Source organism: Curvibacter sp. CHRR-16 (assembly GCF_018474005.1).
Classification (GTDB): domain Bacteria; phylum Pseudomonadota; class Gammaproteobacteria; order Burkholderiales; family Burkholderiaceae_C; genus Allorhodoferax.
Window position 1 is genome coordinate 493473 of record NZ_JAHCSH010000001.1, and the last position, 26963, is coordinate 520435.

The following is a 26963-nucleotide window of genomic DNA, read 5'->3' on the forward strand; positions in this document are numbered from 1 at the left end:
GTTTATTTCACCAGTTGGTTGATTTGGATGATGGGCAGCATAACCGCCAGCACGATGAGCATGACGATGCCCCCCATGGCGACGATGAGCAGCGGTTCGAGCAGCGTAGCCAAGTTCATGGCGCGGCGCTGTACCTCGGCACGCAGTTGGGTGGCGGCACGCTCAAGCATGTCGCTGAGCTGGCCGGTTTGTTCGCCCAAGCGCGTGAACATGGTAAGCAGCGGGGGGAAGCATTTTTCGTGTGCCAAGGCGCTGGCCAAGGGCGCGCCCTCGCGTACCAGGGTGAGCGCATTGAGCGCAGCGGCGCGCAGCGAACGATTGGACAGCGTTTCAGCAGCGGCCTGGATGGCTTTGAGGATGGGCACCCCCGCTGCTGCCAGCATGGCCAGCGTGCTGGCAAAGCGGGCGGCGTTGTACTGGCGGGCCAGCTTACCAACCAAGGGCAGGCGCAGCAGGGTTTCGTCAATTTTGAGAAGAAATTGCTCGTTAGAGCGCATGGAATAAGCTGCGACCGCTATCAAACCTATAGCAGATAAGAGCAGCCACCAGTTTTCGCGCACCAAGCTGCTCAGGCCCAGCATGACGCGGGTGAGCAGGGGCAGGGCTTGTTTGCTGCTGGCAAACACATTGGCCACCTGTGGCACCACGTAGGCCAGCAAAAACACCACGATGCAGATGGCCACGGCGCTGACGATCATGGGGTAGAGGGCGGCACCCACGATTTTGGAGCGCAGGTTGTCTTGTTCCTCTTGCTCGTCGGCCAAGCGCTGCAGCACGGCGCCCAGTTGGCCGCTGTGCTCGCCCGCGCCCACCACGGCGACGGACACCGCGCTGAACTCGCGCGGGTGCATGGCCATGGCGCGCGACAGCGATGAGCCGCCATTGACTTCGGCGCGCAGCGTGGCGATCACGGCGCGCTGGGCGGGGGTCTCGGCTTCTTCGGCCAGCGTGGCCAAGGCGCGCTCAATGGGCAGGCCCGCAGCGACCAAGCCCGAGAGCTGGCGCAGCCATACAGCACGCTGGCTGCTGCGAAAAGCGCGCCGGGCCGTGCTCACGGGGGCTTGTGGGTTGACGGCAGCCCCCAATGGCTCCACCTGCAGTGGCACCAGTTGCTGGGCACGCAGTTGGCTGCGGGCGGCGCGGGCGGTGTCGGCTTCCAGGGTGCCAGTGCGGGTTTTGCCGTCGGCGTCTACAGCTTGGTAGGAAAAGGCGGGCATGGCGGTGTGTCTCTGGCTTTATTCTGGGAGGGCTTTAGTCGCGCACCACGCGCAGCAGTTCTTCCAGCGTTGTCAGGCCTGAGTCCACCAGGCGTTGGCCGTCTTGGCGCAGGGTGCGCATGCCCCTGTCCATGGCCGCTTGGCGAATCTCGGCCTCGGGCGCGCTGCGGTGCACCAAGTCGGCAATGTGCTCGTCCACGGTCAGCAGCTCGAACACGCCAGTGCGCCCGGCGTAGCCCAAGTCGGCGCAGTGGTCGCAGCCTTTGCCGTGGCAGTGGCTGCACAGCTTGCGCACCAAGCGCTGGGCCAGCACCCCGCGCAGGGTGGAACTGAGCAAGAAGGGCTCCACGCCCATGTCCACCAAGCGCGTGACGGCGCTGGGGGCGTCGTTGGTGTGCAAGGTGGCCAGCACCAAGTGGCCGGTGAGCGAAGCTTGGATGGCGATTTGGGCGGTTTCAAAGTCGCGGATTTCCCCGATCATCACCACGTCCGGGTCTTGCCGCAGGATGGCGCGCAGGGCTTTGGCAAAGGTCAGATCGATCTTGGCGTTGACCTGGGTTTGGCCTACGCCGGGTAGCTCGTATTCGATCGGGTCTTCCACGGTGAGGATGTTGTTTTGCGTGGAGTCCAAGCGCGACAGGGCTGCGTACAGCGTGGTGGTCTTGCCCGAGCCGGTGGGGCCGGTGACCAGCAAAATGCCGTGGGGTTGGGCAATCAGGTCGACGAACTGTTTGAGCACCACACCTTGCATGCCCACGGATTCGAGGCTTTTTTGGTCTTGGCTCTTGTCCAGCAAACGCAGCACGGCGCGCTCGCCGTGGTTGTTGGGCAGGGTGGAGACGCGCACGTCCACGGCGCGGGTGCCCATGCGCAGGCTGATGCGGCCGTCTTGGGGCAGGCGTTTTTCGGAGATATCGAGATCGGCCATGATTTTCAGGCGCGAAATCAGCGCCGCATGCAGCGCGCGCGGGGTTTGCACCACTTCGCGCAGCGAGCCATCGACGCGAAAGCGCACGCTGCTGTTGCGCTCATAGGGCTCGATGTGGATGTCGCTGGCGCCATCGCGTGCAGCTTGCGTCAGCAAGGCGTTGAGCATGCGGATGATGGGCGCATCGTCGGCGGTTTCCAGCAAGTCTTCTACGGCGGGCAGGTCTTGCAGCATTCGCGAGAGATCGGCCTCGCCTTGCACTTCACTGACCACTGCCGCTGCGCTGGATTCGCCTTGCGCGTAGGCCGCGCTGATGCGCTGGGCCAGGGTGTCGGGCGCTTCGGTTTCCACCTCGGTGACGCGGTATTTGCGCATCACCTCGGATATGGCAGAGGGCGCGGTTTGCGCATGTATCCACAGCGTGAGCGTGCCGTCATCCTGCAGCAGCAGTTGCTGGCTGCGGGCAAAGGCGTAGGGCAGGGGGTAGCGCATGGCAATCAGGGGGTTGTGGTCGCAGGGGCGGCAGGTGTGGCCGGGGTGGCAGGGGTTTTGTCGTCTTCCAATTTGTCAATGTCCGTCCAACGCAGCGTCATGGCATCGGTGGGCCTGTTGGGCAGCGCGGGGGCACCGCTCACGCTGTTGGTGCCTGTGCTGGGTGTGGGCTGGATGACTTTTTGGTGGCTGCGCATGCTTTCGTAGCGTTCTGAGCTGAGTTTTTCGCTGCTTTCGGCATCGCGCAAGATAACAGGACGCAAGAACACCATCAGGTTGGTCTTTTTGCGACTCTTGCTCTCGCTGCGGAACAAGCCACCCAGTAGCGGAATGTCGGCCAAGCCGGGCACGCTTTCTTTGCTGCCGCTGTAGGTGTCAGATAGCAAGCCACCCAGCACGATGATGGCACCGTCTTCCACCACCACACTCGATTCGATGGTGCGTTTGTTGGTGGTGGGGCCGTTGGTATTGGTCAGGGTGGTGGAGTCCACCGACGACACCTCTTGGTAGATGGCCATGCGGATGCTGCCGTTTTCGCTGATCTGCGGTTTGACCTTGAGGGTCAGGCCCACGTCTTTGCGCTCCACGGTTTGGAATGCGCTGCTAGAGCCGGAGCTGCCCGTGTATTGACCAGTCACAAAGGGCACGTTTTGGCCGACCACGATCTTGGCCTCTTCGTTGTCCAGCGTCAGCAAATTGGGTGTCGAGAGCACGTTGCCCAGAGCGTTGGTCTGCAAGAAGCGGCCCAAGAAGCCCAGCACATAGGTGTCTCCGTATTTTTGACCGATACCAAGGTTGAGGCCTTTGCCCACGGTGGTGCTGGTCGAACCGGAGGAGATGGCCGATGCCAGTGTCACGATGTTGCTGCCACCACTGCCAAAGTTGGTGCCCAAAATGCCCACGGCCGCATCGCCTGTGTTGCCAATGCCGCCTTGCCACTGGATACCAAATTCAGCCGCTTTTTCATCGCTGACTTCGGCAATCAAGCTCTCCACAAACACCTGGGCTCGGCGGGTGTCGAGCTTGTCGATCACGGCTTTGAGCTGGCGGTATTGCGGTTCGCTGGCGGTGATGATGAGGGAGTTGGTGGAGGGATCGGCCTGGATTTGCCCACCCGTGCTGGGTTGGTTGCCACTTCCGCTGCTCGATCCCCCTGAGCTGCTGGTGCCGGATGATGCGCCGCTGCTGGTGCTCGATCCGCTGCTGGCGGTGGCGCTCAGACCATTGCTTGCCATGCCAGAACCGCCACTGCCAGCGCCCGCGCTGGCGGCAGCTGCACCGCTACCGCCTCCCGCTGTGGCGGCAATGGCTGCGCGCAAGGTGGCAGCTAGCTGCACGGCGCTGGCGTTTTTCAGATAAACCACATAGATGTTGCCCATGGCGCCATTGCTGGTGTTGGTGGGCTGGTCTAGGCGTTTGATGAGCGAGCGCGCCAAGGCCAGTTTGGCTTGGTTGGGGGCGCGCAGGATGATGCTGTTGGTGCGCGCTTCGGCCAAGATGGTGGTTTTGCCGCCGTCGGCCGTGGCCGCATTGCCTGCCGCTGGATTGGCCGCACCGCCACTGACGCTGTTGTCCACCAAGCGCTGTAGCAGGCTTTGCATTTCGGTGGCATTGCCGTATTGCAGGGGCACTATGTCCAAATCAGTGGCGTTGGGTGTGTCCAGCGATTCGATGATTTTGCTGATGCGGCGCAGGTTGTCGGCGTAGTCGGTGATGATGAGCGCGTTGGAGCCGCTGTTGACGTTGATCGGGTTGTTGGGGTTGATCAGCGGACGCAGGATGGGGATCAGGTTGGAGGCATTCTCGTACTGCAGGCGGATGATCTGCGTGAGCATCTGGTTGCCTGCGGCGTTGGTGCCTTTGCCGTTACTGGCGTCGGTGCTGGTGACGTTGCCGCCTTGCAGCTTGGCATCGGCCTCTGGAACAACCTTGTCCAGCCCTTCGGTTTGCACCACGGCAAAGCCTTGCAAGCGCAATTGGCCCAAAAACAGGTTGTAGGCCGTCATGGGGGGAACGGGGGCTTCGGTGTTGAGCGTCATGGTGCCGCGCACGCGGGGGTCTAGCACCACGTTGCGGCCAGTGAGGATGGAGATAGCCCGCGCCACAGCATCGATTTCTGCGCCAACAAAATTCAAGGTGATGGACTCGCCGCGTTTGAAGCTGGGCATGGTGACATTGGGTGGGGGCGGCGCGGTCATGCCTGCTGGGCCCACGGGGCCGTTTGGCCCATTGGGACCTATGGGTACAACACCCACAGTGGATTGGTTTTGGGCTGTGGCAGCCAAGGCGCTCAAAGCCAAGCTGATGGCCACTGCCAATGTGCGTGGCGTGCAGGTGGTTCTGAACATGGTGTGCATGGCTGGAATGGGGCTCAGAGTAGGAATAGTCATGCGGATTCAACCTATTTGGAGAAGGGTACGGGGGCCTTGGCGGCGACCAATGATGTTGAGTAAATTGTTGAGTGCATCCTCATTGCCCGGAGCTGCTTCGGCATAGCCCCGAAAGCGCAGGCGGTTGGATACAAACTGGCCTTGGCCTTCAATGAGCAAGGCACCGTTGAGGGTATTGATTTGCACTTGGTTGCTGGTGCTGCCGTCACTGCTGATGCGGTAGCTGCCCAAAGGGCGCAGCGTAGAAATACTCGATTCGAGGTTGAGTATGTCGAGTTGCCAGCGGCCGTCCCACAGGACCTTGGAGGGCTGTAGGGGCAGTTGCAAGGTGCTGCCCGAGAAAGCGATCGTTCCATTGAGCTGCAAAGAGTTCCATGGAGCACCCAAAGCGGTGAGCAGCTTGGCGGGGATGCGCAAGCTGTCTGTTTCTGCAATTTCATGGACGGTCAGACGTGGTTTGCCGTTGTTCCAGCCCACTTGCAGCGTAATGGGAGCACGTCGGCAGCAGTCCGGGTGCAGCGTCACCCCCACTGTGGGGCCAGCGGCCCAGCCCAACTGCCATGCCCACCCCATACGACCGGGAAGGGATAAGGTTTCGCTGATGCCTGAGTCTTTGCCCGCTCCCAATACCCATTGGGCAGAGCCGTGCCAGATGGAGCCTTGCGGTGCTTGCAACTGCAGGCGGTCAGCCGTGATTTGCGCTACGCCAGAGGCCAACCAGCGTGCGGGTGCCATCCACAGCGTGGTGCACAAGGCCCCGCACAGCAAGCCCCCCACCATCCAGGCCCATGGGGCGTGTGGCGGTGTATCGCCGCTGCTTTGCAGTAAAGGGGAGGGGCGGCGCATGGCTTATCCGTTTCCGTTCAGCGCGAAAGTGATGCGGCCGTGCCATCCTTCGGGGCTGTACTGAATCTGTACTTCGTGTGGTAGCAGGCGGGCTTGCTCTCGCACCTCGCGCAGCCATGTGTAGAGCATGGTGTTGGCTGTACCTGTGAGGGTGACCACGGCCATGGAGCCTTGTTGCGTCAGGTTGGCGCTAGCGCCCAAATCCGATTGCGTCAGAGCTTGCAAAAATTGCTGCGGGTTAGCGTTGCTATCCATAGCAGGGTTTTTCTGCAGTTGGCGGGCTTGCTCTTGCAGCAACAGCATGGTTTGCCATTGGGCTTGCTGGGCGTTGTAGCGCGTCTCGAAGGTGCGCAGTGTCTTGAGCGTGGGCGCCAAGAAACCGTACCAAGCGATGCAACACACCAACAAGAGGGCTGCAGCGCTGAGCAATTGGCGTTCACGGGGTGGGCGTTGCCGCCACCAAGTTTGGCTTTTGGCGATGGCTTCCTGAACAGCAGGAGGCAGGGTAGGCAGTCGTGTGGTGTTCATGGAGCTGAAGCGTTAGAGGTCTTGGCGGCGCGCAGTCGAATGCCTGCGTTTTGGAATTCGGTGCTGATGCCCATGCTGCGCAGAATTTGTTGCAACTGGGTTTGCGTGTCTGGGCCCCACGGTCTGCCGTTGATGATTTCCAGCTGCCCGCTGGTAAAGCGCAGCGCCACAGGGCTGTAATTGGCTTTGGCTTGGGGGACTTGCTGTAGCACTTGTCCCCAGACACTGAGCAGGTTTTCGAAGTCGTTGGCGCTGGCTTGGCCAGAGGATTGCTGCAAGCCTTGCACGGCTTTTTGCATTTGTGCCGGTGCATTGACAATGACCACCGTTTTGGGGAAGGTCTCAAGCAGCACGCGATTGATGGCTGCACGCTGTTGTTCGAGGATTTTTTCGCTGCGCCATGCATACAACTGCAAGCCCAGTAGCTGGATGAGCAGCACGGCCACTAGTGACCAGCGCAGCGGACGCCACTGGGGGGCTTGCCACCACAGGCGCAACTGGGCTTGGAGTCGCTGATCCCAGTTGGTGTCTAGTGCGAAGTCCAGCTGTGCCAAAGTCCAATCGGTTTGGCTTTGTTCCTGCAAACGCTGGGCATGGCTTTGCACATCGGGTGCGTTGCCCAGGCAGGTGGCTGCTTGCTCTGCAACGGCGGCTTCGGCTTGGATACTGGCGATGGGGCTTTGCAGCCCCCGTGTCCACGGGGCAGATTGGTGGGCTTGCCAAGGGCGTTGGTGCACACCGCTGGTGTCGCTCCACAACCAATAGGGCGCTTGCGCTGTGCCACACAGCCATGCTTTGCTGGCGGCGTCAGTCGCTGCGGGCGCTATTTCTGGCACTACCGCATCCACCGTGTAGCCCGCTGCGCGGATGTGTGCCAATGTGTCGCTCAACCATTCTTTGTGGCAGGCGGCTATCCACACCGGGTGCCCATCTTGCGCGTCGGGCTGGAGGGCAAAGTGCAGTTGTGCAGGGTCTTCTAGCAAATGGTCTTCCAGCAAGCCTTCCAGTACGTTGCGCAAGCGGGGTTGGGGGCCTTTGAGCCACGGCGCACCTTTGAGCAGTGTTTTAGGCGGCAAGCTGACCAAGTGCCAGGACAGCGCTGGTGCAGGAACCATCACAGTGCAGCGGGTGTGCAGTTTGGGGGCTGGCGCGAGTTGTTCGCCTTGCTGCTGTGACACCACGCTTTGGTGGTGCAGCGCTATCCAGCTCCAAGGCATGGGGCTGTTGGCTTCTGCAGCGGTGGGTGCAGGCGCGGGGGGGAGTATGAGTACCTGGGTTGGATGCACGGCTGGTGGTCACTCTGTGGTTATTCGGTTGCTTGGGCTGTGGGAGGCTGGTAGTCCACGCGCACAACCCGTACTAAATCACCTTCACGGCGCACTAGGGTGATTTGCTCGGTGCGCAGATCGTCCATTATGAGTTGCACATGGACGGAAAAATAACGGCTGCCTACCCCGCAGTAAGTGGTGCTGAGCTGGCTGTTGTTCACCCCCACCAACTCTTTGAGTTCGGCAAGACTTTTGTAGGGTTTGCGATTGCGTTGGGCGACGATTTGCATGCTTCTGCTGGCATCCAAATTCAGCACCGCCGACAGCACAACGGATGCTGCCGTGTTGACATTGAGAACGGTCTCTTCTGGCAGCCACATGGCATAGCGAGACAAGGTCTCTAGTGTGCTCTGACTGACACCCCATGCTTGCAGGTCATCCAGTCTTTGTGGCAGCAGTGGTTTGAGTGGTGCTTGGTCGTCACCGCTGCTAATGGCTTGATTGAGTTTGAGCAGAACAATGCCCAAGTCGTTGCCCGACAGAGCGAGCGAGCGCCAGAGTCTTTGCAGGATTTGCACGTTCTCTGGGTTGATCTTGTTGTCTTTGATGATGTTGAATAAGTTGAACTTGGACTGCGCATCCTCTATGTAACCTGCCACCGTGGCGGGCGGCAGGCTGATGTCCTTCTGGTTGGGCAGATAGTTGGCCAGCAGTTGGTGCAGTGGTGCTGGTTTGAGCGGGATGGCCCATGGCTCGGTCAGGTTGTCTGAATTGGAGCCACGAGCATCTTCACGCAGGATGAGGCGTGCCCAATCAGTGGCAGCGAGCATCAGCCAGCGCGCTTGTATCGCTTGTCGCTCGGCGCTTTCTACATCTATGGCGCGGCGTTGTTGCCACATGGCTGTGGCCGTGACGGTGGCTACCAGCATGACCAGTAGCATGGCAGTCAATAGCGCTGCGCCTTGCACGCGTGATCGCAAAGAAATGGTGCGGCGCATCATGGCGTGGTGTCGGTTAGGGCCGGGTTGATTTGTGGCCTCACCCAGTCCAGGGTGACGGCCCCTTGCAGGGCTTGCTGAGCTGGCAAATCCAGTTGCAAGCGTATGCCATCGGGTATCAGGCTTTCATCCCCAATGCTGGACATGGCATTACTCCAGCTATTGCCACGATAGAAGTACACCTGCCAGTTGACTAGGGGCGCTATAGCGACCGACCGTATCGTGACTGAACTGGAGCCATTGGCCCAGCTATGGGCGTCTTGCCATGCGGCTTGCCAGCCGGCATGTTGGCTAAATGGGGGGCTGCTCCAGCGCTCCCAGCGCGTGCCTTCAGGACTGTTGAGAGCGCTCCATGCGACAACGTTCCACCCGCTTTGGTTGGCGCTGCGCCGGGTAATGAAAAGTGTTTTGCCATTCCACTCCAGTGGCAATAAACCGCTTTGTCCACTCATGGCTTGCAGGTCAGCACGCCACTGCATAAAGCCCATGTGCAGTGCTTGTGCAGATTGGTCATGACTGCGTGTGTATTGGAGGGTTTGAAACAGGTTGCTCAAGGTGCGCCAGCCCATGGCCGTGAGCAGCGCCATGATGCTGAGCGCTACCAATACTTCCAGCAGAGTGAAGCCAGCCGCTTTGCGCATCAGTAACGCCCAATCACAGTGATCAGTTGCAAGATGCCGATGCCGTCATCTTGCACGCGCACTTGAACCAGGTTGAAGTTGGGGTTGGGGGAACGGGTGATGTTCAACTGCACCGCCAATGCATGACCAGCTTGTTCGCAGGTTTGGGTGCTATTGCCCGTATCGGGCAAGGTTCTGCGCAGTCGATAGGTGTTGATGACGTTGTCTGCGCAAATTTGCGCCAATAGCAATTGGCTTTGCCGCTGCGCATTGCGAGTCAGGGCCGCACTGGCTTGCAGACCCGCAATCAAGGTAATGCTGACAATTGCCAGCGCCACTAAGACTTCGATGAGCGTAAAACCGGTGGATTTGGGCATGGCAGTTGGCTCAGGGGGCGTTGCTTTGCAGTGCAAACGGCAGCAATCCATCGGTGCTGAGTTCAACGCTGTGCGCAGGGTCGCTGCGCAGCCACAGGCGTATGCGCGTGGGCTGCAAAACGGGTTCTGGCCCTAGCAGCACAGGTTCGCTATCGCTTTGTAAGTCGGGGTCAGGCCATGGCACGGCATCTTTATCTTGGTTCCAGCGGTTGGCGGGCTTGGCAGTAGCGCTGATGGCGTAACCCGTGCTGGTCGTGCGCCACCACAATGGGGTGTTTTGCGCACGGCTTTGCGCGCGCGCCTTTTCAATGCTGGCGGCCACTTGCAGGCCAAGCTGGCTGAGTCTGTTTTGTCCAGCATCTCGCAATGCCAGTACAACCAGCGTCGATGCGAAGCCCACAATACTGACAACCAGCAGCATTTCCAGCAATGAAAAACCTAGGGCTTGCTTACGCTTCGGTACAGGACGACCTGACGATGTGCAGCCAATGCTCGTGTTAGTTGCCAATGTCGGCATCTTTGCCTTCACCACCAGGCTGACCATCTGCCCCCAGTGACATGACGTCTACTTCGGCATGGATGCCGGGTTGCACGTACAGATAAGGATGGCCCCAGGGGTCGTTGGGCAGCTTCTCCAAATAAGGACGCCAGTTGCCGGGAATGGGGCCTGAGGTCGGTTTGTTCACCAATGCCAGCAAGCCTTGCTCCGAAGTGGGGTAGCGCATGTTGTCCAGCTTGTACAGTTTGAGTGCTTGTCCAATGTTGGCGATATCTGTTTTGGCGGCGGTAACTCGGGCATCGTCTGCCCGGTTGAGCACATTGGGCACAATCAAAGCGGCCAAGAGACCAATGATGACCAGAACCACCATCAATTCGATTAAAGTAAAACCGCGTTGCTGGCTTCGGGCTGAGGATGTAAAGGTTCGCAGCATCTGAACTTGCATTTGGTAATCTTGTAAAGAAAGTTTGACTTTACATCATAATGTTTGAATGATGTTAATTCGCCCAACCTTCATTTCCACAGTATGGCCCAAGGTGGCCACATTTGCGGTAGCTTCTTTGGCGGCCGCTAGTGCAGTGTATTGGGGACTGACCATGCAAGGTCTCTCTGTTGCACCGCCAGCGATGCCTGCTAGCAGTAACAGTGCAGCTATCGATCCGGCGCAGGTAGCTACTGCATTGGGACTAGGAGGGCAGAGTCCAGTGGGGGTGGAGAGCAGCCCGTTGTCCGATTGGCGTTTGCTAGGTGTGTTGCGACAAGGACAAAGCGGGGCTGCTCTTATTGCCGCAGGGCCATCGGGTATGGCCAAAACCTATGGTGTTGGCGCGACTGTCATGGATGGTTGGACAGTTAAAACCGTTGAATCGAGGAAGGTGGTGCTATCCCGCTCGGGTCAAGACAGCGTGTTGGTACTGTTGTCGCCGCAGCAAGCCTCCATGCCAAGTGGATATCCCGCCCGCGATGTGGGTATGCAGGGGGCAATGCAACCCCCGCCATCGGCTCCCATGAATGCGGTGCAAAGCCCCAATGGGGCTCCCATCATGTCTTCAGAAAGAGTTGGTACACAGGATTCTGTGTCTCCTCCACGTACGGGTAATTGAGCGTTTGCAAAAAGTGCTCAAAAGCGGCGTCGTCGCTGGCGGGCACTTGGATGCCAATCAAAATACGGCCATAGTCGGCCCCTTGGTTGCGGTAGTGGAACAGGCTGATGTTCCAGCCCGGATCCAGCAGGCTCAAGAATTTGAGCAGCGCACCGGGGCGCTCGGGGAATACAAAACGCAGTAAGCGTTCGTTGGCTGCTAGGCTGGAAATCCCGCCTACCATGTGGCGGACGTGCTCTTTGGCCAATTCATCGTGGGTTAAATCCAAGGTTTTGAAGCCCTGCTTGTCAAACTGGCGTGCTAGCTTTTCCGATTCGCCCTTGCTGTGGGTACTCAAACCCACAAACACGTGGGCTTGCTTGGCGTCGCTGATGCGGTAGTTGAACTCGGTCACGCTGCGCGGCCCGCCGGGCAATTGACCAATCAACTCGCAAAAACGGCGGAAACTGCCGCGTTCTTCGGGCATGGTGATGGCAAACAGGGCTTCGCGCTCCTCGCCCACTTCGGCCCGCTCGGCCACAAAGCGCAGGCGGTCAAAATTCATGTTCGCGCCACACAAAATGGCGGCAAAAGTCTGTCCTTTACAGCGGTGTTGCTGCACGTACTCTTTGATGGCGGCCACGGCCAAAGCGCCTGCTGGCTCGACGATGGAACGGGTGTCGGCAAAAATGTCTTTGATGGCTGCGCACACCGCATCGGTGTCGACGCGAATGTAGTCATCGACCAAGGCGCTGCTGATGCGGAAAGTTTCTTCGCCCACCAATTTCACGGCCGTGCCATCGGAGAACAAGCCGACATCGGCCAAGGTCACGCGCTCTTGTGCTTGCACCGACTGGATCATGGCGTCGGAGTCGCTCATTTGCACACCAATGACCTTGATGCGTGGATCCACCGCCTTGATGTAATTGGCCACGCCCGAGATAAGGCCACCACCACCGATGGCGACAAACACCGCATCGAGTACGGGGCCGGACTTGTCGGCCCCTTTGTTGCCCGATTTGGCTGCTTTGTCGGCCCCCAAGGTTTGGGCTTGGCGCATCATTTCCATGGCCACCGTGCCTTGTCCGGCGATCACATCCGGATCGTCAAATGGGTGCACAAAGGTCAGGCCTTGCTCTGCCTGCAGCGCGACCGCGTGTTGGTAGGCGTCCGAATAGCTCTCCCCATGCAGCACCACTTCGCCGCCGAAACCACGCACGGCATCCACTTTCACCTGCGGTGTGGTGGTGGGCATCACGATCACGGCGCGCACCCCCATGCGGTTGGCCGACAGCGCTACCCCCTGTGCGTGGTTGCCTGCTGAAGCGCAAATCACGCCCTTGGCGATTTGCTCGGCCGGCATCTGGGCCATCTTGTTGTACGCCCCACGCAGTTTGAAGCTGCGCACAGGTTGCTGATCCTCGCGCTTGAACAAAATGGTGTTGTGCAAACGGCGGCTCAGGTTGCGCGCGGGTTCCAGTGCAGTTTCTTGCGCTACGTCGTAAACGCGCGCAGTGAGTATCTTTTGCAGATAGTCTGCAGGGCTTAATGCAGAGGAGGGCGAAGTGGTCTTGTTCATGCGGCTACACTGTTAGGGTGAATGAAATTTGCCCCGCGCGGGGCATTTTGTTCATTCTAACCCTATTTTTTTGCCCCGCGCGGGGCTGTTGAGGACTGCACATGGAATGCACAGTGAGCTGGACGGGGGGCTTGAACACCCGGTCGAACATGGGATTTATCGCTGAAACAGGCACGGGCCATGCCTTTGCCATGGATGGTGCGCCCGATGCCGCCAAGCCGGAAAACGGCGGCCAAAACCTGGCACCACGCCCGATGGAGATGGTGTTGGCGGGCACGGGCGGCTGCACGGCCTACGACGTGGTGCTCATCCTCAAACGCGGTCGCCACGACGTGCGGGGTTGCACCGTCAAACTCAGCGCCGAGCGTGCTGATGCCGACCCCAAGGTGTTCACCCGCATCCACATGCAGTTCACGGTCACTGGCAAGGGCATTCCCGCCGCAGCGGTAGAGCGTGCTATTGCGCTGAGCCATGAAAAATACTGCTCGGCCAGCATCATGATGGGCAAAACCGCTGAGATCACCACAGGGTTTGATTTGATCGAGGCCTGAGCATCGGATGCAATAAAAGCACTGCGTACTGCGCAGTGCCCAAGAAAAAAGCCGCTTCGACTGAAGCGGCTTTCTCTTTTTTGCTTTTACTGACAGCGCACCCGTTACAAACGGCAGCCTGTTGGTACAGGCTGTGCGGGTAATGACTGCTTACGCAGCCAGTGCCAAGGCCTTGACCTTGGAAGCCAAGCGGCTCTTGTCGCGAGCTGCTTTGTTCTTGTGGAAGATGCCTTTGTCAGCCACTGTGTCCACAATGGCTTGCATCTTCACAAACAGTTCACCTGCTTTGGACTTGTCGCCAGCCAAAACAGCTTTTTCAACGTTTTTCACCGCAGTGCGGTATTTGGAGCGCAGGGAAGAGTTCGCTGCGTTCAGTTTCACGTCCTGGCGGGCGCGTTTACGGCCAGATGCCAGGCGGGGGTTCTTTTTCTTTGGTTTTCCAGAAGCCATGATAGTGTCCTTAAATGTCTGAGGATGTTGTCAGCAAAGCCGAGCATTGTAACACCGCACCCATGGCTGCGCTAGGCACTACACTTGGGCTGTGACCTTATTGAAATCTGTATCTACTGTGTCCTTGTGGACATTGGCCTCGCGCGTGACTGGTTTGGTACGCGAGTTGTTGGTGGCATCGGCTTTTGGTGCCAGCGCCATGACCGATGCCTTCAATGTGGCTTTTCGCATTCCCAACCTGTTTCGGCGCTTGTTTGCCGAAGGGGCGTTCAGCCAAGCCTTTGTGCCGGTGCTGGCTGCCAGCAAGGCCAAGCAAAGCGAAGAAACAACCAAGCGGCTCATCGACGACGTGGCCACTGTGTTGGCATGGGTGCTCTTGATTACCTGTGTGCTCGGCATGCTGGCGGCCCCCCTCATGGTGTGGGCCATGGCCAGTGGTTTGGCGCAAAACCCCGCGGGCTACGACGCTGCTGTAGTCATGACGCGCTGGATGTTCCCCTACATCGGCTTCATGTCGCTGGTGGCTTTCACGTCGGGCGTGCTCAATACGTGGAAAGAGTTTGCCGTACCCGCAGCCACGCCGGTCATGCTCAATGTCTGCATGATTGGTGCGGCATGGCTGGGCGTTCCTTGGCTGCGCGCGCACGGCATCGAACCCATTTACGCCATGGCCGGGGGGGTGATGGCCGGTGGCGTGCTGCAGCTCTTGGTGCAAGTGCCCAGTTTGCTGCGCATGGGGCTGCTGCCGCGCATTGGACTCACTTGGAAAGCCTTGCAAAATGCGTCGGCAGACCCGGAAACCCGCCATATCGCCAAACTCATGTTGCCAGCCTTGTTGGGGGTGAGCGTGTCGCAGCTATCCTTGCTCATCAACACCCAAATTGCTTCTCATCTGCCCAGTGGGAGTGTGAGTTGGCTCACCTATGCCGACCGCCTGATGGAGTTCCCCACCGCCCTGCTGGGGGTGGCTTTGGGTGTGGTGCTGATGCCGCAACTGGCAGCCGCCAATGCCGCTAAAGACACGGATCGCTACGGCTCCTTGCTCGACTGGGGCCTGCGTTTGGTGGTGTTACTGGCTATACCGTGTGCCATCGGTTTGTTGGTGTTTGCCAAGCCAGTGGTGGCCGTGCTGTACCACTATGGCGCGTTCAGCGAGCGCGATGTGCTGGAAACGAGTCAGGCTCTCATGGGCTGGGGCGTGGGCTTGTTGGGCATCATCGCCGTCAAGGTGCTGGCACCCGGTTACTACGCCAGTCAAGACATCCGCACCCCAGTGCGCATTGCCATTGTGGTGCTGGTGGTAACGCAGTTGCTTAATCTGGTGTTGGTTCCCGTGTTCAAGCAAGCGGGCCTGTCGCTGTCCATTGGCTTGGGGGCTTTGCTCAATGCGGGCTGGCTGCTGTGGGGGCTGGTGCGCCGTGGTGCTTACCATCCCTTGCCAGGCTGGGGACGCTTTGTGTTGCAGGTATTGGCGGCATCGGCTTTGCTGGTGGTGTATTTGCTGTGGGTGCAAGGCTTGGTGGATTGGACCCACATGCATGGCCAAAAACTGCTGCGTGTGGCCTACATGGCACTGATGCTGGCAGGCGCAGCCTTGTTGTATTTCGGCGCGGCCTGGGCTGCGGGTATGGACATGCGGCGCTTCTTGCGCAAGAGTTAAGCCATGGCTAGCTTGCAATACCACTTGCCCTCACCACTGGAGTATTTCGCCAGTTTGGTGTTGGAGGATGACGCCATACCGTTGACCGAGGCCGCCATTTCCTTGGCCCAAGACGTGTACGAGGATGTGGATATACAGGCTGTGCAGTACCAGATAGACCGCTGGGCCGACACCATCAAACGCCGTTTGCCCGCCGACGCCCCGGTGCTGCACCGCCTGCGCATGCTCAACCAGTTCTTTTTTCAGGAGCTGGGCATGTCGGGCAATGCCAATAACTACTACGACCCGGACAACAGCTTTTTGCACCGTGTGGTGGAAACGCGGCGCGGCATCCCTATCTCGCTGGCTGTCATTTGGCTGGATTTGGCCCGCGCCATCAAACTCGATGCGCAAGGCGTGAGCTTTCCCGGGCATTTCATGGTGACGGTGTACTTGCCTGTGGGACAGGTGGTGATGGATCCGCTCTCGGGCAACAGCTTCAACGCCGAAGAACTCAACGAAATGCTGGAGCCTTGGCGCAAGCGCATGGGCTTGCCTGAGCCCGAGGAGCCTTCGCTGGGGTTGCATTTGCGACCCGCTACGGCACGCGACATGCTGGTGCGCATGCTGCGCAACCTCAAGGAGATTTACCGCAGCAACAATAGCTGGGGCAAGGCTTTGGCCGTGCAGCAGCGCTTGCTCATCTTGCAGCCTCAAGCATGGGAAGAGTACCGCGACCGTGCCGAGGTCTACGCCGCCTTGGGGCAGAGCCCGCAAGCCAAGGCCGACTGGGAGCGCTACCTGCACGAAATGCCCGATGCCCCCGACCGCGTGCTGGTGTTGGCCCATTTGATGGACTTGCCCGATGGGGATGGGATGGGCGATGCAGCCCCTCGCAATCCAGTGGCTTAGTGCAGGCATCAGACGCAAGCTCCAATCTTGGGCGCACTCTAGCCTCTACCCAGTCCTAGCGGGTTTAGCTGGTACATACTTGGGGTATGACTGCTCCACACCCTGTTGTCCATTTCATTGCCACCGGCGGCACCATTGCCATGAAGGTGGATCCCCACACTGGCGGCGTAGTGCCCGCCATCACCGGCGACGACTTGCTGCACAGCGTGCCCGATGCAGCGCGCTACGCGCAGATCGAGGTGAACAACTTCTCCAAAACCAGTGCCAACTACATCACCAACGACTGGTGGGCGCGCCTCACCCAAGCGGTGCAAGCGGCGCTGGCCCGGCCCGAGGTGGCGGGCGTCGTCATCGCCCAGGGCACCGACACCATGGAAGAAACCGCCTACTGGCTGGACTTGACCGTGCAGTCCGACAAACCCGTGGTGCTGGTGGGCGCGCAGCGCAATGCCTCTGCGCCCGACTTTGACGGCCCGCGCAACCTGCTCAACGCCATCCGCATTGCCGTAGCGCCCCAAGCACATGGCATGGGCGTGGTGGTGGCCATGAATGGGCAAATCAACGCCGCCCGCAGCGTCACCAAAATGCACACCGCCCATGTGGAAACCTTCCAAAGTGGCAACTACGGCTGGCTCGGTGAAGTGTGGGACGACAAGGTGGTTTTCTCGCGCAGCCCGCTGCGGCGCATGCACATCCCCATCACGGCCAGCCAGTTCCCGGTGGTGCACATTTTTCCCATGTACGCCGGGGCCGATGGCATGTTCATCCGCCACGCGGTGGACACAGGCACGCAGGGCATCGTGGTGCAGGCCGTGGGCATGGGCAATATGAATGTGTCCATGTTCGAGGCGGTGCGCTACGCCTTGGACAAGGGCGTGCCCGTGGTGGTGGCCAGCCGTGTGCCCAATGGCCGCACCTACCCGCTGTACGCCTTTGAGGGCGGTGGCAAAACCACGTTTGACGCTGGGGCCGTGATGGCTGGGGACTTGAGCCCGCAAAAAGCCAAGATATTGCTCACGCTGTTGCTGCAAAACGGCCCAGTAGACCGGGCCCGTTTGCTAGCTGCTTTTGGCGTGTGATGTGACGCTAGACGGCGCGCCCGCCATGCCCAGCGCATGCCAGCTACGGCGCAGTTGCCCATCGGAGCTAAAGCCCGCTATCTCTGCCGCCTTGGTCACGCTGTAGCCCGCCTGCAGCGCCGCTTGTGCCGTGGCCAGCCGGATGCGTTGCACATACTCCAGTGGCGAAATGCCTGCATGCACATTGAACAAGCGCGCCACGTGGCGGGTAGAGCTGTGCGCCAGCTCGGCCATGCGCGGCAGCGACCAGTTCAGGTGCGGCTGCTGGCTGATGGCGTCTTGCAGTCGGTGCACCGTGGGGTGGATGTGCTGGCGGTAGCTCAGGAACGGCGACAGCTCCGGGTCGTGCGGGCCACGCCGCAGCGCCACCACCATGGTCTGCGCCACCTGCGCCGCCAGTGCCGCGCCGCCCTGTGCGGCAATGCGGTGCAAAAACAAATCAATGCCCGTCGTCATGCCCGCGCTGGTGTAGATGCCATCGTCTTGCACAAACACCCGGTTGTCCTGCACATGGCAGGTGGGGGCCACGGTGCGCAACTCGTCCAAATGCTGGTGGTGCGTGGTGGCGTGGCGCTGGTGCAGCAGCCCGGCGTGCGCCGCTATGACCGCGCCCGCACACACGCACAGCAGCTCCACGCGACCTGCTGCCAAAGGCACAGGCAGTGCCCGCAGCCAGCGCAGCAGGGTTTGCGCGTCCGGGTGGTCTAGCACCACGTTGCCACCCGGTTGGCCCACCAGCACCAGCCAGTGCACCCCCCACGCCAGCGTGGCCGCACTGGGCAGCGGCTCCAGCGACTGAATGACAGCCCCCACCGAGCTACTGGCCTGGCCGCTGGCCCCGCAAAAATGCAGCTCCCACAGCGCTGGCTGCCCCTGCGCCATGTGCAACTGGTTGGCAATGCGCAGCGCCTCCGCCGGGCCCGCCCAGTCCAGCAAGATGCTGCCGGGCAGCAGGAGGAAGTGGACGTGGGTGGGGCTTGGCATCATGGTTTGATCCACCGCCCGCCCAGCACGTGGATGCTAAGCCCCAGCAAGATGGTGGCAGCCCCTGCCAATTGCAGTGCAGCCAGTTGTTCACCCAGCAGCAGCCAGGCGCTGGACAGGCCTACCACGGGCACCAGCAGGGTGAGCGGGGCGACGGTGCTGGTGGGCAGTTGGGTGAGCAGCTTGCCCCACAGCGTGTAGCCCAAGATGGTGGCGGCGTAGGCCAAATAGAGCACGGCAAGCACACCGCTCCAGTGCAGGCCACTGAGCGCGGTGTTGATGCGCTCTGGCCCCTCCAGCGCATACGACAGCAGGACAAAGGGCAGCACCGGCACCATGGCGCTCCACACCACTACGCCCATCAGGTCGGTCGGTGCGGCCTGCATGCGTTTGTTGATGAGGTTGCCACTGGCCCAGCACAGCGCGGCCAGCAGGCACAGGCCAAAGCCGAGCAGGGCGCCGGTGCCGCTGGGTGTTTGCGATTGGTTCAGGCTGTGCCAGCCCAGCAGGCCCAAGCCCGCCATGGCCACCAGCACGCCCACCACATTGGGCAGGCGCAGCCGCTCGCCAAACAGCAGCACCGACAAACCAATGGTGAACAGCACCTGCGACTGCAGCACCACCGAGGCCAGCCCTGCCGGCAAGCCCACGGCCATGCCCCAGAACAAGAAGGCAAACTGCCCCAGGCTAATGGTCAACCCATAGGCCACCAGCCAGCGCAGCGGCACTTGGGGGCGGGGCACCAGCAGCGCCGCAGGAAAAGCCACCAGCGCAAAGCGCAGTGCCCCCAGCAGCAGGGGCGGTATGCCGCCTTGCAGGCCCACTTTGATGACGACGAAGTTCACCCCCCAGGTGAGAACGATGGCAAGGGCCATCAGGCATTGGCGCGGTGTCATAGGTAGCTGGATCGTTCGGTCAGTGGGGTTTGGCACCATGTTGCCACATCGCTCACGTGGGCAAAGCGCTGGTGCAGGGCTGCAGCGGTGCGTTCGGCCAAATCGCTGGCGCTCAAAGGACGCCCGTCTGGGGTCTGCATGTCAAAGGTGAGGGTGGCATCTAGCAGGTAGTCCACGCTCCAGCCCAAGTCAGACGCATGGCGCGTGGTGGTTTCGCAGCACTGCTCGGTGCGGATGCCGCTGACGATAAGGCGGCCAATGCCGCGCTCGGTCAGCCACACATCCAGCCCAGTGCCCACCAGCGCGCTGTGGCGGCGCTTCACAAAACGGGCGGCTTCGGCAAAGTCGGCCAACCCTTCCAGTGGCCGCACATGGCCACTGCGCAGGGAGAATGGGTTGCTGGCTTCCTCGGGGCCGTCGGTGTGCAAGATGCGCACGATGGGAATGCCCCGACTCTGGCAGTGCCCGATCAGCGCGTTTTGCTGCTGCAAGTAGGCACCAGCGCGTGCAGGCTCAAAGTAGGGGCGATGGCGAAACGACTCTTGAACATCGATAACCAATAAAGCAGCATGCATTTTCAGACTCCTAAGTGAATGGCGATAGAGTCATTCTCAGCGCATGGCTGTTGCTTGGCTATCCGATATGGGACAAATAGCATTCGTTTTCGGACATGTTTTGGCGTCTGGTAGCGCGCATCTACGCAGTGTTTGTTCCTTTTGGTGTGTCCCCAGCGGCGGGCAGATGTGCATCAGCGCTTTCATCTAGGAGCCTTGGTATCAATTAGAGCTTTTGATAAAGGCCAAGTTCGCACCAATTTTTTGTAAGCAAACGTTGCAAGTAAGAGTTTTTTATGTAACACACTTTGGTCATCTTGCGACATTAATGGCCATTTTTAGCCTCTTTCTACCCTCCTGCATTGTTCATGTTATGAATGCAGAAATGGTTTTATCCTTTAAAAATCAAAGACTTATATCTTTCTCTCCCCGCCGCTGGCATGGTTGGCACGGGCTCTGCAACAGAGTCGTTATCCGTTCATGACCATCTGGATACGGGGTATCTGACGCCGAGATTCTTTGCTCAACGTCAGATCGTTAAAAGGAATCCACAAAACGGTACGCATCGTTGCGGCTTCACCCCTTAGCTCGCATGCACCGCCCCTGACCTGAACCCGCAACGACTTGTACCATGACAACAACTAATGAAATAACTATGCGCCAAGCAGTGACTGAGGAGTCTCACGCTATCGCGTCACCTTTATTGCCTGCGTCGAACTCAGAAAGCTCCCGACTTGGTGTCCCGGTAGCGGTGCCCCTGGTGTCCAGCGTGGCGCTGACAGCTTGTGGTGGTGGGGGCGGTGGGGATGGTGGTGGGGGCAGCAGCAGCCGAACAATTATTTCTGGTAATTACACCTACGCAACGGCAAGCACTGACCGAGAAGCTGCGCGCTTTCTTATTCAAGCCCAGTGCTTCGCGACCACGGAGGACATTGCAGCCGTGCGGGCTAGATCCTATGAAAGCTGGCTCGACGACCAATTCAACCGATCGGTGGGTACCAAACGTTGGGACTGGCTCAATGAACACGGCTATGCCAGCCCATCCAACAGCACGAACTACTGGCAACGCACCTATCAAGCCGACTGGATGATGTGGGCGGAGCTGATGACCTGCACAGACACTTTGCGCAAGCGCATCGCCTTGGCGCTGTCAGAAATTTTTGTGGTGTCCGTCACTGATTTGGATTTCAACTGGCGCAGCCACGCGATAGCGCACTACTGGGATCAATTGGTGGCCAATGCATTTGGCAACTACAGGCAGTTGATGAAGGACATGACCCTGAATGTGGCAATGGGCTATTACCTGAACACACGCGGCAACCAGAAAGAAAACGCCGCCACAGGTCGATTGCCTGACGAGAATTTCGCGCGCGAAATCATGCAACTGATGACCATAGGCTTGGTTCAGCTGAACCAGGATGGCACGGTCAAAACCGATTCCTCTGGTACGGCTTTGGAAACCTACACGCAAAGTGACGTTTCCAACCTAGCCCGGGTGTTCACTGGCTACGACATTGACCAATCGCAAAACGCTGGCGGGTTCACCATTCCAGAAAACGGTCAAAAGATCATCAGCACCTACTACACCAGATTGCCCATGACGCTCACGGCGTCCTTGCATTCCACACTGGCTGTCGAGTTCTTGGGCACGACCATCCCCGCAGGTACGCCGGGCGCGCAAGCGTTGGAGCAGGCGCTGGACGCCCTCTTCAATCACGCCAATGTCGGTCCCTTCATCGGCAAGCAGCTAATTCAGCGGCTGGTTACCAGTAATCCCTCGCCTGCCTACGTCAGCCGTGTGGCAGCTCGGTTCAACAACAACGGTTCTGGCGTGCGTGGCGACATGAAGGCCGTCATCACCGCCATCCTGATGGACGACGAGGCTCGCTCGTCCGCTGGCTTGTCAGACTCCTCGTATGGCCGTTTGCGAGAACCCATGCTGCGCTTTCTGCAATGGGGGCGCACCTTTGGTGTTACGTCCGGGTATGGCACCTGGAAGATCGAAGACCTGAGTGGCGACTTGGGACAAAGCCCGCTTCGCTCACCCTCGGTGTTCAATTTCTTCCGCCCCGGATATGTGCCGCCATCCACGGCGATGGCCACAGCAAAGCAGGTCGCGCCCGAGTTTCAGTTGGTGAACGAAGTCTCCGTGGCCCGCTACCTCAACTTCATGGCCCCCGTCATACAAAAAGGTTATTTCGTGAATGGGCCGAATTACAGCAACCCTGCCAGCAACGAAACCAACGGGTTTGACATCTCTACGGGATACCCCAACGAATTGGCCCTCGTGACCGATGCCGATGCACTGTTGGCTCGCGTCAACCTGCTGATGTGCGCGGGCCAGCTTTCCGCTGTCACGGTGAAGTTGATTTCAGACGCGATCAAGGGGAAAGCCGTCACCAATGCCAGCACCGCAGAGGAGAAGAAGAACCGCATCGCAGCTGCAGTGCTGCTGGTCATGGCTTCGGCTGACTACCTTATCCAGAAATAACCCGACGCCAAGAGAGCAGCGCCATGAACTACATCAAACCTGAATTCCACAGCCGCCGCGCCTTTTTGCGCCGCGCCGCCCAACTGAGCCTGGCTGGCACCGCCACGCCCTTTGCATTGAATCTTGCCGCCATGGGCGAGGCTGCCGCCTTTACCGCCACCGACTACAAGGCGCTGGTGTGCGTGTTCCTGTTCGGTGGCAATGACTACGCCAACACCGTCATCACGTATGACGATGACAGCTACAACAAATACGCCGCCATCCGCACCAGCATCGCTGAAAAGAAGGCCGATTTGGCAGCCACCTTGCTCAGCCCGACCACCGCCTTGGCTGGCGGCCGCCAGTATGCGTTGCACCCCGCCATGACCGGCATGGCTGGCCTGTTCAACGCTGGCAAGGCCGCGGTGCAGCTGAACGTGGGGCCGCTCATCGTCCCGCTGACTCGTGCGCAATACAACAGCGGCAACCGGGTGACTTACCCAATTCCGCCCAAGCTCTTCTCGCACAACGACCAGCAATCGGTGTGGCAATCAGATTCTGCCGAAGGTTCTACCGTAGGCTGGGGTGGCAACATGGGCGACTTGGCACTGTCCTCCAATACCCGCTCGCAGTTCACCTGCATGTCGCTCTCGGGAGGCGTCTTCATGTCAGGGGACACGGCGCTGGATTACCGCATCAGTACCAACGGTGCAATCAACATCGAGCCCATTAGCGGCTCCACGACCTATCGCTCAAGCTATGTGCGAGATGCGCTCACTTCGCTCATTCAACAGTCCAGAGCCCATGTGCTGGAGAATGAATACAACCGAGTGATCAAACGTTCCATTGAATCCGAAGCGATCATCAGCAGCGCTGTCGCGAGTTCGACACTATCGACAGCTTTCTCCGGCGACGGACTGTCCTCACAGCTAAAGATGGTGGCGCGCCTGATCAATGCGCGCAACGCACTGGGTGTTAAGCGGCAGGTGTTCTTTGTTGGATTGAGCGGGTTCGACGTACACGACGGCCTCATGGACAGACAACCCCTACTCCTCACCAAAGTGAGCGAGGCCATGACGTCCTTCTACAACGCCACCGTGGAAATGGGCATAGCCAACCAGGTCACTGCCTTCACCGCCTCCGACTTCGGCCGTACCTTGTCCTCCAACGGCGACGGCTCCGATCACGGTTGGGGTGGTCACCATTTCATGGTGGGTGGTGCGGTCAAGGGCAAGGCCTTTTATGGCAAGGCGCCGCCCGTCAGTGTGGGCAACACCAGCGCCGCTGATGACCAGTGGCACGTCGGCTCCGGCCGACTGCTGCCCAGCACCTCGGTAGACCAGTATGCGGCCACACTGGCCAGCTGGTTTGGTGTCAGCAACAGCGAACTGGCGGATGTGCTGCCCAGACTGAGCAACTTTGGCGGCACCGATTACCCGACCAACCTAGGGTTTATGGCAACGTAGCTCTTGTCGTCGATCGTGGTGCCCGAGGCGCGCAGCAGATCACGGTCGCTCGGCAACATGCACTTGTGCTTTGCCTCCCGCGCGCACCGCTCCGATCACCCCAGCCAGTACTACATCGGCGGCGAGCGTGGGCTACAGGCCCAACAGCAAGCAGAAGTCGGTGAATCCCTTGTGATCGCGCCGCCCGGCTGGGTTCACGCCACGAGGTCGAAGCGGTCAGGCTCAAAGTAGCATGCATTTTCAGACTTGTGAGTGAATGGCTGTTTAGTCATTCTCAGCGCATGGTTGTTGCTTGACTATCCGATATGGGATATGTGTCGTGCGTTTTCGGACAAGGTTTTTTGGAATTGATCGGTCAACCAGTGGGCGAATGCTTGGCGTTTGGCATCGCTGCCCAGTGGGGTAGGGGACAAGAGGACGTAGGCCGAGCTATCGGCGGTAAACCCCCACGGGGCTTGTGGGCGTTGCTGTGTCAGTGCTTCGCCCACCATGTAGACCGAGCTCATTGCAGCGCCTAGCCCGGCTTCGGCTGCTTGCAAACACAGGTAAAAGTGCTCGAAGTAGTCATCGCCAACCTGCTCGGGCAGCGCGTCAGGATGGGTGTTGAGCCATTGCCCCCATGCCTGCGGACGGCTGCGCGAGTGCAGCCGTCGCCATGCTGTGGGTGCTGAGGTCGTGGTGGTGGACGTTGGATGGGACGGGCGCAGCACGGGGCCCATGTATTCGGGGCCCACGGGGTGGGCGTGGTAGGTGTGGGGCCATGCAAAGTCATTGCGGCGCAGTGCCAAATCGATGCGCTGCTGCGCAAAGTCCACCGGACCGCCGGCAGTGAGCAGGTGGATGTTCCAGTGCGGATGCTGGGCTTGCCACAGCGGCAACCGGGGAATGAGCCATTGGATGGCAATGGTGGGCTCACACGACAGCACCAGATTCGGTTCATTGGTGGCTTGGCTGATGGCCTGCAGCCCCTTGGCCAATACAGCAAATGCTTGGTCGCAGGTGTCTTGCAGGGCTAAACCAGCGGGGGTGAGAAACACCGCTCGGTTGCGCCGCTCGAACAAGGCTTGGCCCAAGCGCTCTTCCAGCGCGCGAATTTGCCTGCTGACGGCCCCGTGGGTGACATGCAATTCGTCTGCTGCCTGCACAAAGCTGCCCAAGCGTGCTGCGGCTTCAAAAAAGCGCAAGGCATTGAGGGGTGGGGTGCTGCTGAAGTGTGATTTTTTCTCACGCATAAAGGCAAGGATAAATCGTTTTTAAAAATCCGCATAAAACTAAAAAATTCGAGGCAGTGCAGGACTTTTGCACGCATAGCCAAAGGATTTTGTGTGAGTAATTCTCAAATATTGGAAATATCTGCCGTCGCCACCATCACCATGCTGGCCGTCATCAGCCCCGGTGCCGACTTTGCCATGATCACCCGCAACAGCGTGTTGCATGGACGGCGGGCAGGGCTTGTCTGCGCCGCGGGCATAGCCGCAGGGGTGTGCCTGCATGTGCTGTATACCTTGCTGGGGGTTGCGGTGGTGCTGCGCAGTACGCCGCAGGCGCTAGGCTTGATCAAACTCTTGGGCGCAGCCTACTTGGTGTACGTGGGGTGGCAGACCTGGGGGGCGCGGGTGCAGTCCACTGCCAGTGGGCCTGCCAGCCTGTCTGCGATGCAGTGCTTGCGCATGGGTTTTTTGACCAATGCTCTCAACCCCAAAACCACTTTGTTTGTGCTCAGCGTTTTTACCCAAGTCGTGCATCCGGGTACGCCGTGGGGCGTGCAGGTGGGCTACGGTGCCTTCATGGCGCTGGCGCATTGGGGGTGGTTTGCGGTGGTCGCTCTGCTGCTGTCACAAGAGCAGTTGCGCCAGCGTTTGCTGGCGCGCCAAATCGTGCTTAACCGCTGCATTGCGCTGGCGCTGGGCGCCTTGGGGGCAGTACTGGCGCTGAGTCAGTTGCAGGCATAAACCCGCCATTGCAAGGTGGGGCTGGTCAGGTTCAAGTTGCCGGCATGGGTGTTAGTGGCGAAAAAAAACGCTGCCACCCCGAGCAGGGTAGACAGCGTTTTGTGCACGGTCTTGTGCCGCACAGGCCAGAGCTGATTTAGGCCACTACCACCTGAGCGCCTGCGCCTTGTGGGGCAATCTTGCCGATGGTGTACACGGTTTCGCCTTGGGCGCGCAGGGCGGCGGCGGTGGCTTCTGCGTGAGCGGCGTCCACTACCACCACCATGCCGATGCCGTTGTTGAAGGTGCGGTTCATCTCGATGTCGTCAATGCCTGCCGTTTTCTGCAGCCAAGCAAACAGCTCGGTCTGGGGCCAGCTGCCTTTGACCAGATGCGCTGCCAGACCTTCGGGCAGGACGCGGGGGATGTTTTCCAGCAAGCCACCGCCCGTGATGTGGGCCAGCGCCTTGATGGGCTGGGTGGCCAGTGCGGCCAGCACGCTCTTGACGTACAGGCGGGTGGGTTCCATGACGGCGTTTTTGAAGGGCTTGCCGTCCAGCGTGGCAGGGGTGTTGCTGCCAGCGCGCTCGATGCACTTGCGCACCAAGCTAAAGCCGTTGGAGTGCACGCCAGCAGATGCCAAGCCCAGCACCACATCGCCAGCAGCGACGTTTTGGCCGGTCAGGATTTTGGATTTTTCCACTGCGCCGACGGCAAAGCCAGCCAAGTCGTACTCGCCAGCGGGGTACATGCCGGGCATTTCGGCGGTTTCGCCACCAATCAGTGCACAGCCAGACAGTTCGCAGCCCTTGGCAATGCCGCCCACTACGGCTGCGGCGGTGTCCACGTCCAGCTTGCCGCAGGCAAAGTAGTCCAAGAAGAACAGGGGCTCAGCGCCTTGCACCAGCACGTCGTTGACGCTCATGGCCACCAAGTCGATGCCCACGGTGTCGTGCATATTCCACTCAAACGCCAGCTTGAGCTTGGTGCCCACACCGTCGGTGCCGCTCACCAGCACGGGTTCTTGGTAGCGCTTGGGCACTTCGAACAAGGCGCCAAAACCGCCGATGCCTGCCAGCACGCCTTCGCGCATGGTTTTCTTGGCCAAGGGCTTGATGCGCTCGACCAGCGCGTCGCCAGCGTCGATGTCAACGCCTGCATCTTTGTACGACAGGGGAGTGTTTGTGGCAGATTGGGTCATGTTCAG

At 59.8% G+C, this 26963-nt stretch carries 26 protein-coding genes; 8 read left to right on the forward strand and 18 right to left on the reverse strand.

What is annotated here, in order from left to right; translation table 11 throughout:
• Positions 1-2: 2 nt before the first annotated feature.
• From gspF to gspG, 11 genes are read right to left on the reverse strand one after another with little or no spacing between them, the layout of a single operon-like run.
• Complete coding sequence (gene gspF / locus KIK84_RS02300; RefSeq protein WP_214121352.1) at positions 3-1217, reverse strand: type II secretion system inner membrane protein GspF; 1215 nt, start codon at positions 1215-1217, stop codon at positions 3-5.
• 34 nt (positions 1218-1251) lie between these two features.
• The gene (locus KIK84_RS02305) at positions 1252-2637 is read right to left on the reverse strand and encodes a GspE/PulE family protein (protein WP_214121353.1); all 1386 of its coding nucleotides are present in this window, start codon (positions 2635-2637) and stop codon (positions 1252-1254) included.
• Between the two features lie 5 nt (positions 2638-2642).
• Complete coding sequence (gene gspD / locus KIK84_RS02310) at positions 2643-5027, reverse strand: type II secretion system secretin GspD (RefSeq protein ID WP_250207684.1); 2385 nt, start codon at positions 5025-5027, stop codon at positions 2643-2645.
• Between the two features lie 6 nt (positions 5028-5033).
• Positions 5034-5873, reverse strand: coding sequence for a type II secretion system protein N (gene gspN / locus KIK84_RS02315; protein ID WP_214121354.1), 840 nt, complete (start codon positions 5871-5873; stop codon positions 5034-5036).
• 3 nt (positions 5874-5876) lie between these two features.
• Entirely contained in the window at positions 5877-6401 is a 525-nt protein-coding gene (locus KIK84_RS02320) for a type II secretion system protein M (protein WP_214121355.1), read from the reverse strand.
• The gene (gene gspL / locus KIK84_RS02325) at positions 6398-7687 is read right to left on the reverse strand and encodes a type II secretion system protein GspL (protein ID WP_214121356.1); all 1290 of its coding nucleotides are present in this window, start codon (positions 7685-7687) and stop codon (positions 6398-6400) included. Before gspL ends, KIK84_RS02320 begins: the two co-directional genes overlap by 4 nt.
• A gap of 20 nt (positions 7688-7707) precedes the next feature.
• Entirely contained in the window at positions 7708-8667 is a 960-nt protein-coding gene (gene gspK, locus KIK84_RS02330; protein WP_214121357.1) for a type II secretion system minor pseudopilin GspK, read from the reverse strand.
• On the reverse strand, positions 8667-9308 hold the full coding sequence (locus KIK84_RS02335; RefSeq protein ID WP_214121358.1) for a PulJ/GspJ family protein: 642 nt from the start codon (positions 9306-9308) through the stop codon (positions 8667-8669). The genes gspK and KIK84_RS02335 overlap by 1 nt, the downstream gene beginning before the upstream one ends.
• Positions 9308-9664 carry a type II secretion system minor pseudopilin GspI gene (gspI, locus tag KIK84_RS02340; RefSeq protein WP_214121359.1) on the reverse strand — a complete coding sequence of 119 codons (357 nt, stop codon included), beginning with the start codon at positions 9662-9664 and terminating at the stop codon, positions 9308-9310. The genes KIK84_RS02335 and gspI overlap by 1 nt, the downstream gene beginning before the upstream one ends.
• Before the next feature lie 10 nt (positions 9665-9674).
• On the reverse strand, positions 9675-10172 hold the full coding sequence (locus tag KIK84_RS02345; RefSeq protein ID WP_214121360.1) for a hypothetical protein: 498 nt from the start codon (positions 10170-10172) through the stop codon (positions 9675-9677).
• A complete protein-coding gene (gene gspG, locus KIK84_RS02350) occupies positions 10162-10608 on the reverse strand; it encodes a type II secretion system major pseudopilin GspG (RefSeq protein WP_284150452.1) in 447 nt (148 codons plus the stop codon). Before gspG ends, KIK84_RS02345 begins: the two co-directional genes overlap by 11 nt.
• Before the next feature lie 151 nt (positions 10609-10759).
• Here gspG and KIK84_RS02355 point away from each other — a divergent pair, with 151 nt between their 5' ends.
• Complete coding sequence (locus KIK84_RS02355) at positions 10760-11266, forward strand: SctD/MshK family protein (protein WP_214121361.1); 507 nt, start codon at positions 10760-10762, stop codon at positions 11264-11266.
• On the opposite strand, the gene ilvA is transcribed toward KIK84_RS02355, so the two are convergent.
• Complete coding sequence (gene ilvA / locus KIK84_RS02360; RefSeq protein WP_214121362.1) at positions 11205-12824, reverse strand: threonine ammonia-lyase, biosynthetic; 1620 nt, start codon at positions 12822-12824, stop codon at positions 11205-11207. The genes KIK84_RS02355 and ilvA overlap by 62 nt on opposite strands.
• A gap of 101 nt (positions 12825-12925) precedes the next feature.
• Between ilvA and KIK84_RS02365 the strand changes: the two genes are divergently transcribed.
• On the forward strand, positions 12926-13375 hold the full coding sequence (locus tag KIK84_RS02365) for an OsmC family protein (protein ID WP_214121363.1): 450 nt from the start codon (positions 12926-12928) through the stop codon (positions 13373-13375).
• 150 nt (positions 13376-13525) lie between these two features.
• Here the strand turns inward: KIK84_RS02365 and rpsT are convergent, their stop codons facing one another.
• Positions 13526-13825, reverse strand: coding sequence for a 30S ribosomal protein S20 (rpsT, locus tag KIK84_RS02370; protein WP_214121364.1), 300 nt, complete (start codon positions 13823-13825; stop codon positions 13526-13528).
• A gap of 91 nt (positions 13826-13916) precedes the next feature.
• Here rpsT and murJ point away from each other — a divergent pair, with 91 nt between their 5' ends.
• The 3 genes from murJ (at position 13917) to KIK84_RS02385 (ending at position 17455) form a co-directional block, all read left to right on the forward strand.
• Positions 13917-15485, forward strand: coding sequence for a murein biosynthesis integral membrane protein MurJ (murJ, locus tag KIK84_RS02375; RefSeq protein WP_214121365.1), 1569 nt, complete (start codon positions 13917-13919; stop codon positions 15483-15485).
• Between the two features lie 3 nt (positions 15486-15488).
• Entirely contained in the window at positions 15489-16376 is an 888-nt protein-coding gene (locus KIK84_RS02380) for a SirB1 family protein (RefSeq protein ID WP_214121366.1), read from the forward strand.
• Between the two features lie 86 nt (positions 16377-16462).
• Entirely contained in the window at positions 16463-17455 is a 993-nt protein-coding gene (locus KIK84_RS02385) for an asparaginase (protein ID WP_214121367.1), read from the forward strand.
• Here the strand turns inward: KIK84_RS02385 and KIK84_RS02390 are convergent.
• From KIK84_RS02390 to KIK84_RS02400, 3 genes are read right to left on the reverse strand one after another with little or no spacing between them, the layout of a single operon-like run.
• Positions 17435-18442, reverse strand: coding sequence for a GlxA family transcriptional regulator (locus KIK84_RS02390; RefSeq protein WP_214121368.1), 1008 nt, complete (start codon positions 18440-18442; stop codon positions 17435-17437). The two genes, KIK84_RS02385 and KIK84_RS02390, sit on opposite strands and share 21 nt — an antisense overlap.
• Positions 18439-19335, reverse strand: a complete 897-nt coding sequence (locus tag KIK84_RS02395; protein WP_214121369.1) for an EamA family transporter — start codon at positions 19333-19335, stop codon at positions 18439-18441. Before KIK84_RS02395 ends, KIK84_RS02390 begins: the two co-directional genes overlap by 4 nt.
• Positions 19332-19910 (reverse strand): cysteine hydrolase family protein, encoded by a 579-nt coding sequence (locus tag KIK84_RS02400; protein WP_214121370.1) that lies wholly within the window; start codon positions 19908-19910, stop codon positions 19332-19334. The genes KIK84_RS02395 and KIK84_RS02400 overlap by 4 nt, the downstream gene beginning before the upstream one ends.
• Positions 19911-20544: 634 nt before the next feature.
• Between KIK84_RS02400 and KIK84_RS02405 the strand changes: the two genes are divergently transcribed.
• Both KIK84_RS02405 and KIK84_RS02410 read left to right on the forward strand, forming a co-directional pair.
• Positions 20545-22380 (forward strand): DUF1800 domain-containing protein, encoded by a 1836-nt coding sequence (locus tag KIK84_RS02405; RefSeq protein ID WP_214121371.1) that lies wholly within the window; start codon positions 20545-20547, stop codon positions 22378-22380.
• A 23-nt stretch (positions 22381-22403) separates the two neighbouring features.
• Complete coding sequence (locus KIK84_RS02410; RefSeq protein ID WP_214121372.1) at positions 22404-23825, forward strand: DUF1501 domain-containing protein; 1422 nt, start codon at positions 22404-22406, stop codon at positions 23823-23825.
• Between the two features lie 296 nt (positions 23826-24121).
• Here the strand turns inward: KIK84_RS02410 and KIK84_RS02415 are convergent, their stop codons facing one another.
• Positions 24122-25057 (reverse strand): LysR family transcriptional regulator, encoded by a 936-nt coding sequence (locus KIK84_RS02415; protein ID WP_214121373.1) that lies wholly within the window; start codon positions 25055-25057, stop codon positions 24122-24124.
• A gap of 108 nt (positions 25058-25165) precedes the next feature.
• On the opposite strand from KIK84_RS02415, the gene KIK84_RS02420 reads away from it, so the two are divergent.
• The gene (locus KIK84_RS02420; protein WP_214121587.1) at positions 25166-25777 is read left to right on the forward strand and encodes a LysE family translocator; all 612 of its coding nucleotides are present in this window, start codon (positions 25166-25168) and stop codon (positions 25775-25777) included.
• 136 nt (positions 25778-25913) lie between these two features.
• Here the strand turns inward: KIK84_RS02420 and purM are convergent, their stop codons facing one another.
• A complete protein-coding gene (purM, locus tag KIK84_RS02425) occupies positions 25914-26957 on the reverse strand; it encodes a phosphoribosylformylglycinamidine cyclo-ligase (protein WP_214121374.1) in 1044 nt (347 codons plus the stop codon).
• Positions 26958-26963 lie beyond the last annotated feature (6 nt).

Excerpts from the sequence above, each read along its gene's own strand:
- gspF (WP_214121352.1), bottom strand. The coding sequence starts at position 1,217 with ATGCCCGCCTTTTCCTACCAAGCTGTAGACGCCGACGGCAAAACCCGC.
- KIK84_RS02305 (WP_214121353.1), bottom strand. The coding sequence starts at position 2,637 with ATGCGCTACCCCCTGCCCTACGCCTTTGCCCGCAGCCAGCAACTGCTG.
- gspD (WP_250207684.1), bottom strand. The coding sequence starts at position 5,027 with ATGACTATTCCTACTCTGAGCCCCATTCCAGCCATGCACACCATGTTC.
- gspN (WP_214121354.1), bottom strand. The coding sequence starts at position 5,873 with ATGCGCCGCCCCTCCCCTTTACTGCAAAGCAGCGGCGATACACCGCCA.
- KIK84_RS02320 (WP_214121355.1), bottom strand. The coding sequence starts at position 6,401 with ATGAACACCACACGACTGCCTACCCTGCCTCCTGCTGTTCAGGAAGCC.
- gspK (WP_214121357.1), bottom strand. The coding sequence starts at position 8,667 with ATGCGCCGCACCATTTCTTTGCGATCACGCGTGCAAGGCGCAGCGCTA.
- KIK84_RS02335 (WP_214121358.1), bottom strand. The coding sequence starts at position 9,308 with ATGCGCAAAGCGGCTGGCTTCACTCTGCTGGAAGTATTGGTAGCGCTC.
- gspI (WP_214121359.1), bottom strand. The coding sequence starts at position 9,664 with ATGCCCAAATCCACCGGTTTTACGCTCATCGAAGTCTTAGTGGCGCTG.
- gspG (WP_284150452.1), bottom strand. The coding sequence starts at position 10,608 with ATGCAAGTTCAGATGCTGCGAACCTTTACATCCTCAGCCCGAAGCCAG.
- KIK84_RS02355 (WP_214121361.1), top strand. The coding sequence starts at position 10,760 with ATGCAAGGTCTCTCTGTTGCACCGCCAGCGATGCCTGCTAGCAGTAAC.
- ilvA (WP_214121362.1), bottom strand. The coding sequence starts at position 12,824 with ATGAACAAGACCACTTCGCCCTCCTCTGCATTAAGCCCTGCAGACTAT.
- KIK84_RS02365 (WP_214121363.1), top strand. The coding sequence starts at position 12,926 with ATGGAATGCACAGTGAGCTGGACGGGGGGCTTGAACACCCGGTCGAAC.
- rpsT (WP_214121364.1), bottom strand. The coding sequence starts at position 13,825 with ATGGCTTCTGGAAAACCAAAGAAAAAGAACCCCCGCCTGGCATCTGGC.
- KIK84_RS02380 (WP_214121366.1), top strand. The coding sequence starts at position 15,489 with ATGGCTAGCTTGCAATACCACTTGCCCTCACCACTGGAGTATTTCGCC.
- KIK84_RS02385 (WP_214121367.1), top strand. The coding sequence starts at position 16,463 with ATGACTGCTCCACACCCTGTTGTCCATTTCATTGCCACCGGCGGCACC.
- KIK84_RS02390 (WP_214121368.1), bottom strand. The coding sequence starts at position 18,442 with ATGATGCCAAGCCCCACCCACGTCCACTTCCTCCTGCTGCCCGGCAGC.
- KIK84_RS02395 (WP_214121369.1), bottom strand. The coding sequence starts at position 19,335 with ATGACACCGCGCCAATGCCTGATGGCCCTTGCCATCGTTCTCACCTGG.
- KIK84_RS02400 (WP_214121370.1), bottom strand. The coding sequence starts at position 19,910 with ATGCATGCTGCTTTATTGGTTATCGATGTTCAAGAGTCGTTTCGCCAT.
- KIK84_RS02405 (WP_214121371.1), top strand. The coding sequence starts at position 20,545 with ATGCGCCAAGCAGTGACTGAGGAGTCTCACGCTATCGCGTCACCTTTA.
- KIK84_RS02410 (WP_214121372.1), top strand. The coding sequence starts at position 22,404 with ATGAACTACATCAAACCTGAATTCCACAGCCGCCGCGCCTTTTTGCGC.
- KIK84_RS02415 (WP_214121373.1), bottom strand. The coding sequence starts at position 25,057 with ATGCGTGAGAAAAAATCACACTTCAGCAGCACCCCACCCCTCAATGCC.
- purM (WP_214121374.1), bottom strand. The coding sequence starts at position 26,957 with ATGACCCAATCTGCCACAAACACTCCCCTGTCGTACAAAGATGCAGGC.